Source organism: Nocardioides sp. Root1257 (assembly GCF_001425175.1).
Taxonomy (GTDB): domain Bacteria; phylum Actinomycetota; class Actinomycetes; order Propionibacteriales; family Nocardioidaceae; genus Nocardioides.
This window is the reverse complement of sequence record NZ_LMDV01000001.1, coordinates 242,200-257,128: the sequence shown is the minus strand read 5'-3', so window position 1 is coordinate 257,128 and position 14,929 is coordinate 242,200. Positions and strand designations below refer to the sequence as shown.

The following is a 14,929-nucleotide window of genomic DNA, read 5'->3' as shown; positions in this document are numbered from 1 at the left end:
GTCAGCCGCGGGCGACCCAGTCGGAGACGCTGAGCTGACCACGCTTGTCGACGGGCGCCACGTCGCGCTCGTGGGCGAGCGACGAGATCGCCGCGAAGCGCAGCGCGCCGTAGTTGCCGCCTGCGAGGCAGCGGCTGGGGAACCGCAGCGTGATGACCGGGTGGCCGGCCGCGCTCCAGGCGTCGCCGAGCCGGACCCGGCACCGGATCTTCTGCTTGCTGCTGCCCGGGTCGGTGAACGCCTTGCGGAGCAGGTAGTTCTTCGTCCCTCCGGTGGCGCGGAACTTGCTGATCACGCGGACGCCGGTGCCGCCGCGCGGGTCGATGCTCACGGTGAGGTTGCCGTCGCGGGTCGCGTCCTCGACCTCGATCGCCGCCACCACCTGCCGGTCGAGGTTCTGGACGCTGACGCTGAGGATGTCGAGCGTCTTGATGCCGACGTCACCCTGCGGGTCGCTGACGCTGAGCGTCTGGGCCGAGGCCGGCTCGGCGCCGAGGAGGACGACGCCCAGCGGGGCGACCAGGACGGTGGCGAGCGCGGCCGCGAGAGAACGCTTCATGCCCCGGAGGTTGTCACTCCGGCGTCGTCGCGAAACCTCGCCGTACGGCGGCGTCGTCGTACTGGACGAACGCCTTCGACCCCAGCACCGGGGCGATGTGCTCGGTCACCACGGCGACGTGGGCGGGGTGCTTGCCGTACACGCGCCACGCCTCCTCGGAGTCGAAGCGCATGTGGAAGCGGAGCGTGGCGTTGCCGTCGGTGAGGCCGGCGTCGCGCACCACCTCGGCCTCGACGAGGCCGTGGATCTGTCCGGGCAGGGCCAGCAGCCCGCTGAGGATCGCCTCGACCTGGTCGTCGGTGGTGCCGAGGGCGAGGGTCAGGTGGCCGACGTGGTTGAACATCAGTGCAGCTCCAGGAGGGATCCGTGGCCCGCGATCCGGTCGTCGATGCCGTTGACGCGGAAGGCGTGCCACATGGTGGCGAGGTTGATGGCGATGACGGGCTTGCCGAGCTCCTTCTCGAGCTCGGCGGCGACGGCGATGCACTCGAGGTTGGTGCCGCACTGGATCAGCGCGTCGACGTCGGGACCGTCGACGGACAGGAACGCCTCGCGCAGCGTCTCGGGCGTCTCGTCCGCGATCGAGGTCGCCGAGGCGGAGCAGAGCCCGGTGATCGCGGCGACGTCGTACCCCAGCTCGGTGAAGTAGGCGACGACCTGCTCGTCGCCGACCGGCTGGTACGGCGTGACGATGCCGATCCGCTGCGCGCCGAAGGCCTTGAGGGCCTCGCCCGCGGCGGTCGCGCCGGTGGTCACCTCGAGCCCGGTCATCTCGCGCACGCCCTGCTCGAAGGCGGCGTTGCCCTGCACGCCGCCCCAGAACGTCTCGGCCGACATGCCCATCACGATGTAGTCGGGCTCGCAGGTCATCACGGTCTCGAGCGCGCTCGGCAGCGCCTCGTTCAGGCACTCGCGGAACGCCTGGAAGGCATTGGCCGAGTGCAGCGCGGGCGCCTTGATCATGATCCGGCCGGTGTGCCAGGAGCAGTCCTGGGGGCGGAGGTGGTGGAACTCGCGCTCCACCGAGGTGTTGGTCGAGGGCAGCACCAGGGCGAACCGCCGCCCCTTCGTGATCGTGGCCATGGGAGAAAGATAGACGATATATTCCACCGCGTGAGCCGCTTCGTCCCGCTCGACCTCGCCGCCTCCCCGCGCGACAACCTCTACGCCTTCGGCAAGACCTGGGGCACGTTCGGCGAGGACCCACTGGTCTCGACGTTCCACGGCGCGATGTACGCCTCGATCGGCACCCGGCGCCTGCAGCCGCTGTTCGGGTACGCCGGCACCGGCATCACCAAGGTCCGGTTCGTCGGGGAGGGGGCGGCCGAGCGTCTCCAGATGCGCGGCAAGGAGACCGGCTTCTTCTACGACCTCCGGTCGGGCGAGGTGATCGAGACCTGGGACAACCCGTTCACGGGGGAGAGGGTCGAGGTCTTCCCGTTCCTCAACGACCGGATCGGCGGCGAGCTCACCCTCGAGATGCCGACGCTGTACGTCGGGGACGCGGAGGAGCACGGCGTCGCCATGAACGAGAACGTCGAGGCTGGCGCCGACGGCACCCTGCCCTTCCTCCTGCCGTGGGCGGTGTACGGCGACGAGGTGCTGCTCGAGTGGGACTACGCGCACGAGTACCCCAACCCCGTCACCCCGTCGGGCTGGCCCCGGTCCTCGACCGGGGAGCAGATCAACCCCTCGGAGCACTTCGTGATCTACACGTCCCGGCGCGAGCTCGAGGACCGCGACCTCGCCTCGGCCCACTTCCGCGCCGGCTTCTCCCGCGTCTCGCCGTTCTGGCCCTGGATGCGGATGGGCGGCTCGGACCTGGAGGGCGGCGTGATGACCGGCCGCCTCCACAGCCGCAAGACGATCCGCGGGCTCGACGACGTACCTCCCGCGATCCGCGCCTACACGGAGAAGAACCACCCGACGTACTTCGAGGCTCCGACGGACTGGGACGTCTCCGGCCCGATCCTGTCGTCGTGGGAGGCCTACGCCCGCGCCACGCCGCCGGAGGCCTGAGGCCTCGGCCTTTGAGGGGTGAGCAGGCACTCGGCTGTGTCCTCTGGGGGTTGCGCCGGACAGCGGCAGCACTAGCGTGGGCTCGTGGCGCACGACGCTGGCGTGGACACCGGGACGGTCACCGACTTCCTGGACCGTCTCGCCGCCCGGACCCCGACGCCGGCGGGCGGTTCGGTCGCGGCCCAGTGCACCGCCCAGGCCGCGGCGCTCGTGGCCATGGTGGCGCGCTACTGCGAGGCGCCGGAGCTGGTCGAGCGGGCCGAGCTGCTCATGGCCCGGGCGCGGCAGCTGGTCGTCGAGGACGAGCGGGCCTTCGGTGCCGTGGCCGACGCGTGGGCACTGCCCCGCGGGGCGTCGTACGACGAGGAGCGGACCGCGGCCATCGGTGCAGCGCTCCTGGGGGCGTCCGAACCACAGGCGCAGGTCGTCGAGGCCGCGATCGAGGTGCTGGTGCTGATCGACCTGCTGCGGCCTGCCGCCAGGGCCGGGCTGCGGTCCGACCTGGTCGCCGCCGGCGAGGTGGCCCGGGCCGGGTCCGCGATCGCGCGGATGAACGTCGAGTCCAACCTGCGTGCGCTGCCGGACTCGGAGGCCCGCTCACGACTACTGCGCCGCATGGGCGTCGCGAAGGGGAGTGCCTGAGTGCTGTCGGACATCGAGATCGCGAACGCCGCGGAGCTGCTCCCCATCACCCAGGTCGCCCAGGAGGAGCTGGGCATCGACGCCGTCCACCTGGTGCCGTACGGCCACCACAAGGCGAAGGTCGACCTGGGGTACCTCCAGTCCCTCGCGGACCGCCCGCTCGGCAAGCTGATCCTGATGACGGCGATGTCGCCGACACCGGCGGGCGAGGGCAAGACGACCACCACGGTCGGGCTGGCCGACGCCCTGCGGGGGCTCGGGTTGAAGGCGATGGCCTGTCTGCGCGAGCCGTCGATGGGTCCGGTGTTCGGCATGAAGGGCGGCGCGGCCGGCGGCGGCTGGGCCCAGGTGGTGCCGATGACCGACATCAACCTGCACTTCACCGGCGACTTCGCGGCGATCGCAGCCGCCAACAACCTGCTGGCGGCCCTGGTGGACAACCACATCCATCATGGCAACGCACTCGGCATCGACGCTCGCTCGGTGGACTGGAAGCGGGTCCTCGACCTCAACGACCGGGCGCTTCGCGACGTGGTGGTCGGGCTCGGCGGCCCCGCTAACGGCTACCCGCGCGAGGAGGGCTTCGACATCGTCGTGGCCTCGGAGCTGATGGCGATCTTCTGCCTGACCGAGTCCTGGGCCGACCTCAAGAGCCGGATAGGCGACATCGTGGTCGGCTACACCCGCGAGAAGACGCCGATCACGGCCCGGGAGCTCGACGCCCACGGCGCGATGGCCGTGCTGCTGCGCGACGCGATCGCGCCCAACCTGGTGCAGACACTGGAGCACACCCCGGCGTTCGTTCACGGTGGGCCGTTCGCGAACATCGCGCACGGCTGCAGCTCGGTCGTCGCGACCCGGGCGGCGCTGCGGTTGACCGACTACGTCGTGACGGAGGCCGGGTTCGGGGCCGACCTGGGGGCAGAGAAGTTCGTCGACATCAAGTGCCGCAAGTCCGGTCTCCGTCCGGATGCCGCGGTGGTCGTGGCCACGGTGCGGGCGCTCAAGTTCCACGGCGGGGTGGACGTGCCCGACCTCGGTCGAGAGGACCTGGGAGCCGTGGAGCGCGGCATCGAGAACCTCTCCCGGCACCTGCACAACGTCCGTGAGGTGTTCGGGATCCCCTGCGTCGTGGCGCTGAACCGCTTCCCGACCGACACGGACGCCGAGGTCGCCGCGGTGGTCGAGCTGGTCGACGAGCTGGGGGTCCGGACCCACCCGGCCACCCACTTCGCCGAGGGCGGCGCCGGCGCGACCGACCTGGCGAAGGGCGTGCTCGACCTGCTCGACGACGCCGGTCCGTCGACGTTCTCGTTCACCTACCCCGACACGCTCCCGCTCAGGGAGAAGGCGGAGACGCTTGCCCACCGGCTCTACGGAGCCACCAGCGTGACGTGGGACGGCAAGGCCAGGCGGCGGCTCGACCGTCTCGAGGCCGACGGGTACGGCGGGCTGCCGGTGTGCGTCGCCAAGACGCAGTACTCGTTCTCGACCGACGCCACGCTGCGCGGAGCCCCGACCGGCCACGACCTGCACGTGCGCGAGGTGCGGCTCTCCGCGGGCGCGGGCTTCGTGGTCCTGGTGTGCGGCGACGTCATGACGATGCCCGGGCTGCCGGCCACCCCGGCTGCCTCCCGGATCGACCTTCTCGACGACGGGACCATCGTCGGCCTGTCCTGACCGTGCTCGGTCACCGCGGCGCTCAGAGCCGCACGAGCATCTTCCCGGTGTTGTCGCCGCGGTGGAGGCCGAGGAACGCGTCGACTGCGTTGTCGATGCCGTCCACGACGGTCTCGCGCCAGGTGAGTGAGCCGTCGGCGACCCAGGCGCCGGCGCGGCGGTAGAACTCCGAGGTGGCGTCGCCGTGGTCGGTGACGATGAAGCCGCGCAGGGTGAGGCGCTTGCTGATCAGCATCATCATGTTGCGCGGGCCGGCGGGCGCACCGTCGGCGTTGTAGTCGGCGATCATCCCGCACTCGGCGATCCGCCCGTGGTCGGCCATCGCGAAGATCGCGGCCTCGAGGTGCTCGCCGCCGACGTTGTCGAAGTAGACGTTCACCGGGCCGTGCTCGCGCAGCTGCCGGCCGATGGGGGCGTCCTTGTAGTTGAGGGCGACGTCGAAGCCCAGCTCGGTCAGCCACTCGCACTTCTCGGCCGAGCCGGCGGAGCCGATCACCTTCGCGGCGCCGAGCTGCTTGGCGATCTGTCCCGCCGCGGAGCCGACAGCGCCGGCGGCGCCGGAGATGAAGACCGTGTCGCCCTCCTCGACCGGGGCGATCCGGGTCAGGCCGACGTACGCCGTCATGCCCGGCATGCCGAGCGCTCCGAGGTACGCCGAGGCAGGGACCTGGGAGACGTCGACCTTGCGGACGGCCTTCGCGGAGAGCAGCGCGTGCGTGCGCCAGCCGGCCTGGTGGAGCACGGTGTCGCCGACCTCGAGGCCGTCCGCACCGGACGCGATGACCTCACCGACGGCGCCACCGTCCATGACCGCATCGAGGGCGAACGGCGGCACGTAGGACTTCACGTCGTTCATGCGCCCGCGCATGTAGGGGTCGACCGACATGGAGGTGTTGCGCACCAGCACCTCGCCGGGCCCGGGGTCGGCCAGCTCGACGTCGACGGTGCGGAAGTCGGCGGGCGTGGGCCAGCCCTGCGGTCGGGCTGCCAGGTGGATCTCGCGGGCGGTGGTGGTCATGGGGCGATCCTTCCAGCCTGCGGACATGGCGACGGGCCCCGGTCCGTGTTCCGGGGCCCGTCGGTTGGGGGGGTGCCGTGTGGACTCAGCCCTGGAGGGCCAGGGCGAACTCGACCTTGCCGGCGGTGTCGACCGCGGCGTCGAGGATCTTGTCGTCGAGGAGGAGCGCGGCCGACTCGTCCAGGTAGACGGTCGCTCCGCCCTGCTCGACGACCTGGTCGCCCGGTTCGCCCTGGGCGGCCGCGGTGACCTCGAAGGACGGCTCGGGGGTCGGCGCGGACGTGATCCGCAGGCCGGCCTCCTCGCTGAGTCCCGGCTGGGTGGTGATCTCGTTGACGATGGCAGTGGCGTTTTCGGTGAGGGTGAGCATGCTCGCCTTTCCGATGGCTGTTGCTGGTCCAGACCACCGTCCCGGATTCCCGGTCCCCAGACAAGTCCCCAGGTCAGCCACGGCGTGTCGGCGTTCTGGCACGCTGTGCCCCATGACCACCGAGGGAGCCGAGCGCCGAGTCGACCTGACCAAGATGGGCGAGGGCCGCTACAAGGCCACCAACGTCCGTGGGGGAGTGCTGCCGGTCGGCTCCGGGGACGACCCCGACTTCACGCCGGTCGAGCTGCTGCTGGCCGCGCTGGCCGGCTGTGGCGCGATCGACATCGACCTGATCACCGGGAAGCGGGCCGGGGCGACGTCGTTCGACGTCGTGGCCGAGGGCACCAAGATCCGTGACGACCAGGGCAACCGGCTCGTCGACCTCCGCGTCACCTTCGACGTCCGGTTCCCCGAGGGGGAGGCCGGCGACCGGGCCCGCGAGGTGATGCCGAGCGCGATGGAGAAGACGCGCGACCGGCTCTGCACCGTCGGACGCACCATCAAGGTCGGCGCCGACATCACCTACGGCGAGGCCTGATGGGCGGCAAGGACGGTCGCTGGGTCGCGGACCAGCGCCAGGACGGTCGACGCTTCGTCGTCACGGGCGGCAGCGGCGGCCTCGGGCTCGAGACCGCTCGCGTGCTGGCGGCGAACGGCGCGGAGGTGGTGCTCGCCGTACGCAACGAGGCCAAGGGGGAGGCGGCCGCAGCCACGCTCACCGGCAAGGTCGAGGTACGCCGGCTCGACGTCGCCGACCTGGCCTCGGTGCGCGAGTTCGCCGCCGAGATCGGCCCGGTCGACGTGCTGATCAACAACGCCGGCGTGCTGGCCGTGCCCTACGCGCTGACCGTCGACGGCTTCGAGATCCAGCTGGCCACCAACCACCTCGGCCACTTCGCCCTCGCCAACCTGATGCTGCCGCAGATCAGCGACCGGGTGGTGGCGATCTCGTCCGACAGCCACCGGCTGGCGAAGCTCGACCTGACGGACCTGAATTGGGAACGCCGCCCCTACAAGGGGTTCACGGCGTACACGACCTCCAAGCTCGCCAACCTGCTCTTCATGGCGGAGCTGCAGCGGCGGCTCACCGCGGCCGGCTCGACGGTCCGCTCGGTGGCCGCGCACCCGGGCTCTACGGCGACGTCGATCACCGGCAACACCGGCAACGCGCTCAAGACCTGGGTCGGCTCCTGGGGACACAAGGTCGCCGGGATGTCGGTCGAGAAGGGCGCGCTGAGCTCGCTCTACGCCGCCACCATGGACATCCCGGGCAACAGCTTCATCGGCCCCGACGGCTTCAAGGAGATGAGCGGCTGGCCGACCGGGGTCGCCCGCAGCCGGGCGGCCGTCGACCCCGACCTGGCTCGCGGGCTGTGGGAGCGGTCCGAGGAGATGACCGGGGTCCGGTTCCCGCTGTAGGCAGGGTCTAGCCGACCGTCACCTTGGTGATGTCGACGGGCGTGTTCGGGTGTCCGTCACCGTCGCCGAAGGCGTTGTCGGTGCCGGCGTCGGCGACTTTCTGGACGACCTTGATGCTGGCGTCGTCGATCGTCCCGAAGACCGTGTAGGCGGGGTCGAGCTGCGTGTCGCCGTACACGACGAAGAACTGGGAGCCGTTGGTGTTCGGCCCGGCGTTCGCCATGGCGAGCGTGCCGGCCGGGTAGGTCTCGCTGCCGGAGAGCTCGTCGTTGAACGAGTAGCCGGGGCCGCCGGAGCCGGAGCCGGTCGGGTCGCCGCACTGCAGGACCGCGATGCCGCTCGTGGTCAGCCGGTGGCAGCTCGTGGAGTCGAAGTAGCCCTGCTTCGCCAGGGAGACGAACGAGTGGACGGTGCACGGCGCGGCGTCGGCGTCCAACTCGGCCTTGATGTCACCCGCGCTCGTCGCGATCGTGACCGCGACCTGGCCGGACTCGGTGGCCTCCGCCGACGGCGGGTCGACCTCCTTCGAGGCGCCACGCCCGTCGTCGGTGTAGGTGCACTTGGTGGTCGCGGTCGTCGGAGCGGTGTCCGAGGCGGTGTCGCCGTCCGAGTCGCTGCCGCAGCCGGCGAGGGTGAGGGCGGCGATGATCGCGAGGCCGGCGGCACCGGCGTAGTGGCGGGAGCGCATGGCGAGATCGTAGGGCCCCTCGGTCGCGGCTCAGCTATTGCGCCCGCGCGCGGCCACCGGCCACGGGACGAGCGCGGAGCCGTCGTCGGCCCAGAGGGTGTCCGCGAGGTTGACCGCCGCGCACACGTGGTTGGGCACGACGTCGACCTGGCTGCCCAGCTCAGGCAGCGGCGTACCCCCGAGGTCGACGACCGCGTGGTGCTCCGAGAGCTGGACGACGCGCGCTTCGGGGTGGTCGAGCAGGCGGCCCCAGCCGGTGGCGTACGGCGCCCGGTCTGCACCGAGCGCCTTGCTGCCGCTGTCGAGGACCAGGTGCCCGCCGGCGTGGCTGACGACCGTGGCCCGGCAGGTGAGCGCGATCGACTCCGGGGACACCACGTCGAGCTCCCACTGCTGGGCGTCGCCGAAGAGGTAGACGCCGGGGCGCACCTCGGTAATGGCGTCGGTGTGGGTGTGCGCGAGGGTCGGCGTCGAGCCGCCGCTCACGACGTCGGGCTCGAGGCCGGCGTCGCGGAACGAGGCCACCGCGACGGCCAGTGCGGCCGCCTCGTCCGCGGCCGCCGACGCCTTGGCGTCGGGGGAGTAGCCGTGCCCGGGGAAGGTGAAGACGCCCCGGACCGGCAGTCCCGCCTCAGCGGCCGCTGCCGCGACCTGACCGGCCTCGGCGGGAGCGGCGCCGGTGCGGTGCTGCCCGGAGTCCACCTCGACCAGGACGGCGGTGCCGGTTCCGGTGAGGAGCCGGCCGGCGCGCCGCGCCGACGCGACGGAGTCGATCCCGATCGCGAGGTCGGCGCGCTCGGCGAGGTCGCGCACCCGCCGGGCCGCCTGGTCGGAGAGCCAGAGCGGGTAGGCGATGAAGACGTCCTCGACGCCGTGGTCGACGAAGACCTCGGCCTCGCCGATCGTGGCGACGGTCAGGCCGATGGCGCCGGCCTCGAGCTGGAGGCGGGCGATGTCGGGGCTCTTGTGGGTCTTGGCGTGCGGCCGCAGCGCGACCCCGGCGGCTGCGGCGCGTTCGGCGGCCGTCGTGATGTTGCGGCGCACCCGCGCCACATCGACCCGGAGGTACGGCGTGGCCGGCCCCGCGTCGTGCCCGCTCACATCTCCTCGTGCGTGTCCGGGTCGCCGCCGAAGAGCCGACCGTCCTCTCGTCCGAGCGCGGTGATCGCGGCCATCTCGGCGTCGGCGAGCTCGAAGCCGAACACGTCGAGGTTGGCGCGCTGCCGCTCCGGAGTGGCCGACTTCGGGATCGGCACCGAGCCGAGCTGCACCTGCCAGCGCAGGATCACCTGGCCCGGCGTGACGCCGTGCGCCTCGGCCGCGTCGGCGACGGCGGGCTCGGCGAACGGGGCCTGCCGCTTGCCCAGCGGGCTCCAGGACTCGGTCCGGATCCCGCGGCCCTCGTTGACCTCGCGCATCTCCACCTGCGGGAAGTAGGGGTGCAGCTCGATCTGGTTGACGACCGGCGTCACCCCGGTCTCGCCGATGATCCGGTCCAGGTGGGCGGCGGTGAAGTTGGAGACGCCGATGCTGCGAACCAGCCCCTGCTCGCGCAGGTCCACCAGGGCGCGCCAGGCCTCGACGTACTTGTCGACGCGCGGGTTCGGCCAGTGGATGAGGTGGAGGTCGAGGTAGTCGAGGCCGAGCCGCTCGAGCGAGCCGTGGACGCTGGCCACGGCGTCGTCGTACCCGTGGTCGCGGCCGGGGATCTTGCTCGCGACGTACAGCTCCTCGCGGGGGAGGCCGCTGGCGCGGACCGCGTCGCCGACCTCCTTCTCGTTGCCGTAGTTGACCGCGGTGTCGAGCAGCCGGTAGCCCGCCTCGATCGCCGACACGATCGTCGCGACCGCCTCGTCGTCCTTGAGCGGGTAGGTGCCGAAGCCGATCGCCGGGAGGGCGCTGCCGTCGTTGAGCGTGTACGTCGGGATGGACATGACCTCAACGTACCGATCAGGGTTTCGCCTCATGGCCGGGGAGTCCGTCCGTGCGACGGTCCTCCTTCATCTCGGCCTCGAAGAGGTGGCGACGGCCGCCGACCAGCTCGTCACGCGCCGCCCGCTCGAGGTCGCGGAAGAGCGCGTAGTAGCCGGCGTCGTACTCCTCCACGACCTGGAAGCTCCACCGGCCCCCCAGGATGTTGCGCCCGACCAGCTCGCGCTCGATCCGGTCGGCGAGCTCGGTGTGACCCGCCTCCCGCAGCTGGTCGACGGCCTCGCCGAGGGTGAGGTCGGCGGTGCCGCAGCGTCGGTGGAACGCGTAGAGCAGCCCCCGCGCCTCCTCGACCACCTCGAGGGCTTCGGACAGCTTGCCGAGCGACTCCACGGTCGCGTCGTCGACGCCCTCGGGTCGCTGGTGCTCCTGGTCGGGTCCGCTCATGGCGTTCGCGTACCCACGCCGGCACCCGCTCACGCCCGTCCGGCAGGCTGGTGGGGTGAGCGCGTCCGACGTCCTGTCCTCGATCTGGGACGACGTCACCGGGACGCAGGCCGCGCTGGGCGAGGGCGGCGTGCTGGCCACCGCGGCGGTCGCGCTGCTGCTGGTGATCACGCCGTGGACCTGGCCGCTCTGCCGGCACGTCGTGACCATCGCCCACGAGGGCGCGCACGGCCTGGTCGCGCTGCTCACCGGCCGCTCCCTGCACGGGATCCGACTGCACTCCGACACCTCCGGCCTCACCGTCTCGCGCGGCAAGCCCCGCGGGCCGGGGATGGTCGCGACGGCGTTCGCGGGGTACGCCGGGCCGGCGCTGCTCGGACTGGGCGCGGCGTACCTGCTCGGGCGCCAGCACGCCCTCGCAGTGCTGTGGCTCGCGGTCCTGCTGCTCGCCCTGCTGCTCCTGCAGATCCGCAACTTCTTCGGCCTCTACGTCGTCGCGTTGGCCGGCGTCGCCGTCGTCGCCGTGAGCTGGTGGGGGAGCGGGCAGGTGCAGTCGGTGGCGGCGTACGTCGGCACCTGGTTCCTGCTGTTCGCGGCGCCCCGGCCGGTGGTCGAGGTGCAGCTGATGAGGCGTCGCGGCCAGGCGCGCACGTCCGACCCGGACATGCTCGCGCGGCTCACCGGCGTGCCCGGCATCGTCTGGGTCACCGTCCTGCTCGCGGTGACCGTCGGGTGCCTGGTGATCGGCGGGCGCTGGTTGTGGCCCGCCGCGTAGTGTCGACGACGTGCGCATCGGCATCCACTACGCCAACTTCACCCACCCCGACTGGGACACCCGCCTCGCCTCGCGACTGACGGAGACCGCCAAGGTCGCCGACCAGGGCGGCGCCGCGATGTTCACGGTCATGGACCACTACTTCCAGATGGAGCCGCTCGGTGGTCCGCCCGAGCCGATGCTCGAGGGCTACACGACCCTCGGCTACCTCGCCGCCGTCACCGAGAACGTGCGGCTGAGCCTGCTCGTCACCGGCACGACGTACCGGCACCCGGGCCTGCTCGCCAAGATCGTCACCACCCTCGACGTGCTGTCGGGAGGGCGCGCGATGCTCGGCATCGGCGCAGCCTGGTACGACCGCGAGCACCTCGGTCTCGGCGTGCCGTTCCCGTCGACCAGCGAGCGGTTCGAGCGCCTGGAGGAGACCCTCCAGATCGTGCGGCAGATGTGGAGCGACGACAACGGCGCCTACGACGGCCGGCACTACCAGCTCGCCGAGACCTTCTGCGTGCCACCGCCGGTCCAGCAGCCGCACCCGCCGATCCTGATCGGCGGTGGGGGAGAGCGCAAGACGCTGCGCCTGGTCGCGCAGTACGCCGATCTCTGCAACATCTTCCGCGAGGGCACCGAGGAGACCGGCCGCAAGCTCGACGTCCTGCGCCGTCACTGCGACGACGTCGGCCGCGACTACGACGAGATCCAGAAGACGATGGTCAACGGCATCGGCGGCGCCGACCCGGTTGCCGACCCGGACGCCTTCGTCGCCGAGATGGCCGGCTACGCCGACCTCGGCATCGAGCTGGTCACCCTGATGCCGCCCACCGAGGACCCGGTCGGCTGGACGACGGCCGTCTGTGAGGGTGTGCTGCCGCGCCTCGCCGAGCTCTGACCTGATCCCTCGGCCGACCTCGTCGCTCGCCTCCGGGCGCGACGTTTGGTCACCAAGCGCAGGGTGGGAGCGATCCCATGCACGCTTGGTGACCAAACGTGGGACGCGGAGGGCCCGGCCGGACCCTGGAGGTCAGAGCACGACGGTGCCGTACATCTCTCCGAGCGGGTCGGAGATGAGTTCCAGACGAGTTCCGTCCGGATCCCGGAAGTAGATCGAGCTGCCCGACTCGGCGAGGTACTCGACCCCGGCATCGTCCAGCTTCGCCCTCAGCTGCTCCCAGCGCGACGGCTCGACGGAGATGCAGACGTGGTGCAGGCCGCCGAGCACCTCGGCGTACGGGCCGACGTCGAGGCCGGGGAAGTCGAAGAAGGCGAGCAGGTTGCCGTTGCCGATGTCGAAGAAGAAGTGGTTGGAGCCGGGGTAGTCGCGGTTCTCGAAGATCTCGGTCATCGGGAACTCCAGGAGCCCCTGGTAGAACCGCACCGTCCGTTCGACGTCCGCGCACACGATCGCGAAGTGGTGCAGCCCGCGCGCCGACGATGCCGGCCGGCTGGCCTCGGGGGAGAGGTACGTCGTGCGGATCCGCTCCCGCTCGGCGGCGATGTGATCGAGATCAACGTCGGTCATGGCAAGGACGGTACTGCTTCTCGCCGTACGTTGGCCGCGTGACCGCCGCCCAGCTCGCGAACCAGTTCCGCCATCACTTCGGCCATCGCCAGCACCTGTACGGCGTGCTCCTGGACGAGCTCGCCGACGACCTCGAGGCCGGGGGACCGACCGCGGCGATCTGCGCCGAGCACCTCGACGCGCCGCGAGGCGACGCCGTCCAGCTGCGGCTGCTGGCCGGCATCTTCCGGATCGTGCTCCGAGGAGAGGCGCCCCGGCTGGAGCCGTTCTACCCGTCGCTCGGCGGCCAGGCCGACCCGGAGCAGGCGTGGCCGGAGGTGCGCCCGGCGCTCGGGCAGCACGTCGCCGAGCTGCAGCGAGCACTCGACCTGGCGCCGCAGACCAACGAGGTCGGCCGCTCGGCGTGCCTGGCCGTCGGCCTGTTCGAGGCGGTGCGCCGGACCGGGCTGCGTCGGGTGCGGCTCCTCGAGCCGGGCGCGTCCGCGGGCCTGAACCTGCTGGTCGACCGCTACCGGATGGTCGGACCCGGGTGGAGCTGGGGCCCGGCGGACAGCGAGCTCGTGCTCGACACCCAGGCATCCGGCGTGCGTCCGGAGGAGCTCACCATCGTCGAGCGGCGCGGCTGCGACCTGGCCCCGGTCGATGCGAGCAGCGCCGACGGGGCGACGTACCTGACCTCGTTCGTCTGGCCCTTCGACCTGGCCCGGCACGCGAGGCTGGCGGCCGCGCTCGAGATCGCGCGACGCCATCCGGTGACCGTCGACCGCGCCCCGGCGTCGGCCTGGCTGGCCGAGCAGCTGGCGCAGCCTGCGGACGACGGCGTCCTCACCGTGGTCTGGCAGTCGATCACCGAGCAGTACTGGCCGCTCTCCGAGCAGCAGGCGGTGGCCGCGACGATCGACCAGGGGAGAGCGCGCATGCCGCTGGTGCACGTCGCGATGGAGGGCGTTCCGCCCAAGCAGATGGCGGGCTCCTACGACATCGCCGAACACGGACCCAGCACCACGGTCGACGGCGATCTCGTGGCGCGCTCGCACCACCACGGCCCGCCCGTCCTCCTGAGGTGACGACCGAGGCGATGCGCGACGTGACGGCGGCGGCTAGGGAGCGTCCGGTACGTCGGCGAAGGTGTCGGGTCGGTGCAGCCAGGCGGCGTGGTCGCGGGGGAGCATGACGGCGAAGACCTTGCCGACCACCAGGTCCTGCGAGAAGAACTCGTCGCCCGGCGTGCACGCGGAGTCGTCCGTCGCGCACATGTGATAGCTCGAGTCGGCCGACTCGTACCGGTTGTCGCCCATCACGAAGAGGTCGCCGTCCGGCACCGGACCGGCGGTCCAGTGGCACGCCTCGGCCCCGCCGGGACCCTCCGGACCGCGACAGGTCGTGGTGTCCGGGTCGTTCACGTAGTCGTCCTCGTCGAGCGGCTGGCCGTTGACCGAGATCCGGCCCTGGTCGTCGCAGCAGACGATCGTGTCGCCGGCGACGCCGATGACGCGCTTCACGAGATGACCGCCGGCGGGGTAGAGGCCGATCTTCGACAAGGTCGTCGCCACCGGACCCACGGGACCCGAGTCCTCGGCCGGCAGCCAGTCGCCCGGGTCCTCGAAGACGACGACGTCACCGCGCTCCGGCCCTCCGGACCAGTACGACGGCTTCTCGACCAGGATCCGGTCGTCCTTCACCAGGCCGGGCACCATCGACGGCGACGGGATGTAGAACGCCTGGATGAAGAAGGTCTTCAGCACGATGGCCACCAGGATGGCGATCAGGAGCAGCACCAGCGTCTCCACGAGGATCGACCGGTGCTTGCGCTTGGGTCGTGGCGTGGCAGCGTCCCCCGAGTTCGTCACACGCGGAGCCTAGG

The 14,929-nt window shown here is 71.6% G+C and carries 19 protein-coding genes; 8 read left to right on the top strand and 11 right to left on the bottom strand.

The features are described from left to right. Position 1: 1 nt before the first annotated feature. From ASC77_RS01275 to ASC77_RS01265, 3 genes are read right to left on the bottom strand one after another with little or no spacing between them, the layout of a single operon-like run. Positions 2 to 559, bottom strand: a complete 558-nt coding sequence (locus ASC77_RS01275; RefSeq protein ID WP_056147814.1) for a hypothetical protein — start codon at positions 557 to 559, stop codon at positions 2 to 4. 13 nt (positions 560 to 572) lie between these two features. Then, on the bottom strand, positions 573 to 902 hold the full coding sequence (locus tag ASC77_RS01270; RefSeq protein WP_056147810.1) for a Dabb family protein: 330 nt from the start codon (positions 900 to 902) through the stop codon (positions 573 to 575). Continuing rightward, a complete protein-coding gene (locus ASC77_RS01265) occupies positions 902 to 1,642 on the bottom strand; it encodes an arylmalonate decarboxylase (protein ID WP_056147807.1) in 741 nt (246 codons plus the stop codon). Before ASC77_RS01265 ends, ASC77_RS01270 begins: the two co-directional genes overlap by 1 nt. Positions 1,643 to 1,672: 30 nt before the next feature. Here ASC77_RS01265 and ASC77_RS01260 point away from each other — a divergent pair, with 30 nt between their 5' ends. The 3 genes from ASC77_RS01260 to ASC77_RS01250 all read left to right on the top strand — a co-directional run bounded on the left by ASC77_RS01260 (position 1,673) and on the right by ASC77_RS01250 (position 4,900). Then, positions 1,673 to 2,578 carry a DUF1838 family protein gene (locus tag ASC77_RS01260; RefSeq protein WP_056147805.1) on the top strand — a complete coding sequence of 302 codons (906 nt, stop codon included), beginning with the start codon at positions 1,673 to 1,675 and terminating at the stop codon, positions 2,576 to 2,578. Positions 2,579 to 2,662: 84 nt separating this feature from the next. Next, a complete protein-coding gene (locus ASC77_RS01255; protein ID WP_056147801.1) occupies positions 2,663 to 3,220 on the top strand; it encodes a cyclodeaminase/cyclohydrolase family protein in 558 nt (185 codons plus the stop codon). Next, positions 3,221 to 4,900, top strand: a complete 1,680-nt coding sequence (locus ASC77_RS01250) for a formate--tetrahydrofolate ligase (protein ID WP_056147799.1) — start codon at positions 3,221 to 3,223, stop codon at positions 4,898 to 4,900. 22 nt (positions 4,901 to 4,922) lie between these two features. On the opposite strand, the gene ASC77_RS01245 is transcribed toward ASC77_RS01250, so the two are convergent. Continuing rightward, complete coding sequence (locus ASC77_RS01245; RefSeq protein ID WP_056147796.1) at positions 4,923 to 5,918, bottom strand: NADP-dependent oxidoreductase; 996 nt, start codon at positions 5,916 to 5,918, stop codon at positions 4,923 to 4,925. A gap of 85 nt (positions 5,919 to 6,003) precedes the next feature. Further along, entirely contained in the window at positions 6,004 to 6,288 is a 285-nt protein-coding gene (locus tag ASC77_RS01240; RefSeq protein WP_056147793.1) for a hypothetical protein, read from the bottom strand. Positions 6,289 to 6,400: 112 nt separating this feature from the next. On the opposite strand from ASC77_RS01240, the gene ASC77_RS01235 reads away from it, so the two are divergent. Together ASC77_RS01235 and ASC77_RS01230 are read left to right on the top strand one after the other, a co-directional pair. Beyond that, positions 6,401 to 6,826, top strand: coding sequence for an OsmC family protein (locus tag ASC77_RS01235; RefSeq protein WP_056147789.1), 426 nt, complete (start codon positions 6,401 to 6,403; stop codon positions 6,824 to 6,826). Beyond that, positions 6,826 to 7,707, top strand: a complete 882-nt coding sequence (locus ASC77_RS01230; RefSeq protein WP_056147785.1) for an oxidoreductase — start codon at positions 6,826 to 6,828, stop codon at positions 7,705 to 7,707. Before ASC77_RS01235 ends, ASC77_RS01230 begins: the two co-directional genes overlap by 1 nt. A gap of 7 nt (positions 7,708 to 7,714) precedes the next feature. Here the strand turns inward: ASC77_RS01230 and ASC77_RS01225 are convergent, their stop codons facing one another. Genes ASC77_RS01225 through ASC77_RS01210 form a run of 4 tightly spaced genes read right to left on the bottom strand, consistent with a single transcriptional unit; the run spans position 7,715 to position 10,771 of the window. Beyond that, a complete protein-coding gene (locus tag ASC77_RS01225) occupies positions 7,715 to 8,395 on the bottom strand; it encodes a peptidylprolyl isomerase (RefSeq protein ID WP_056147782.1) in 681 nt (226 codons plus the stop codon). Positions 8,396 to 8,425: 30 nt separating this feature from the next. After that, positions 8,426 to 9,496 carry an alanine racemase gene (locus tag ASC77_RS01220; protein WP_056147779.1) on the bottom strand — a complete coding sequence of 357 codons (1,071 nt, stop codon included), beginning with the start codon at positions 9,494 to 9,496 and terminating at the stop codon, positions 8,426 to 8,428. Next, positions 9,493 to 10,329: an aldo/keto reductase gene (locus tag ASC77_RS01215; protein WP_082574379.1), complete on the bottom strand. Its 837-nt coding sequence runs from the start codon at positions 10,327 to 10,329 to the stop codon at positions 9,493 to 9,495. Before ASC77_RS01215 ends, ASC77_RS01220 begins: the two co-directional genes overlap by 4 nt. A gap of 16 nt (positions 10,330 to 10,345) precedes the next feature. Next, the gene (locus ASC77_RS01210) at positions 10,346 to 10,771 is read right to left on the bottom strand and encodes a hypothetical protein (protein ID WP_056147772.1); all 426 of its coding nucleotides are present in this window, start codon (positions 10,769 to 10,771) and stop codon (positions 10,346 to 10,348) included. A 55-nt stretch (positions 10,772 to 10,826) separates the two neighbouring features. Between ASC77_RS01210 and ASC77_RS01205 the strand changes: the two genes are divergently transcribed. Next, complete coding sequence (locus ASC77_RS01205; protein WP_235547386.1) at positions 10,827 to 11,546, top strand: M50 family metallopeptidase; 720 nt, start codon at positions 10,827 to 10,829, stop codon at positions 11,544 to 11,546. Between the two features lie 10 nt (positions 11,547 to 11,556). Continuing rightward, positions 11,557 to 12,435 carry an LLM class F420-dependent oxidoreductase gene (locus tag ASC77_RS01200; protein WP_056147769.1) on the top strand — a complete coding sequence of 293 codons (879 nt, stop codon included), beginning with the start codon at positions 11,557 to 11,559 and terminating at the stop codon, positions 12,433 to 12,435. Positions 12,436 to 12,567: 132 nt separating this feature from the next. Here ASC77_RS01200 and ASC77_RS01195 read toward each other — a convergent pair whose 3' ends face one another. After that, entirely contained in the window at positions 12,568 to 13,065 is a 498-nt protein-coding gene (locus tag ASC77_RS01195; RefSeq protein WP_056147767.1) for a VOC family protein, read from the bottom strand. 38 nt (positions 13,066 to 13,103) lie between these two features. Here ASC77_RS01195 and ASC77_RS01190 point away from each other — a divergent pair, with 38 nt between their 5' ends. Further along, positions 13,104 to 14,132 carry a DUF2332 domain-containing protein gene (locus tag ASC77_RS01190; RefSeq protein ID WP_056147763.1) on the top strand — a complete coding sequence of 343 codons (1,029 nt, stop codon included), beginning with the start codon at positions 13,104 to 13,106 and terminating at the stop codon, positions 14,130 to 14,132. Between the two features lie 33 nt (positions 14,133 to 14,165). Here the strand turns inward: ASC77_RS01190 and lepB are convergent, their stop codons facing one another. Continuing rightward, positions 14,166 to 14,915 (bottom strand): signal peptidase I, encoded by a 750-nt coding sequence (lepB, locus tag ASC77_RS01185; RefSeq protein ID WP_056147759.1) that lies wholly within the window; start codon positions 14,913 to 14,915, stop codon positions 14,166 to 14,168. Positions 14,916 to 14,929 lie beyond the last annotated feature (14 nt).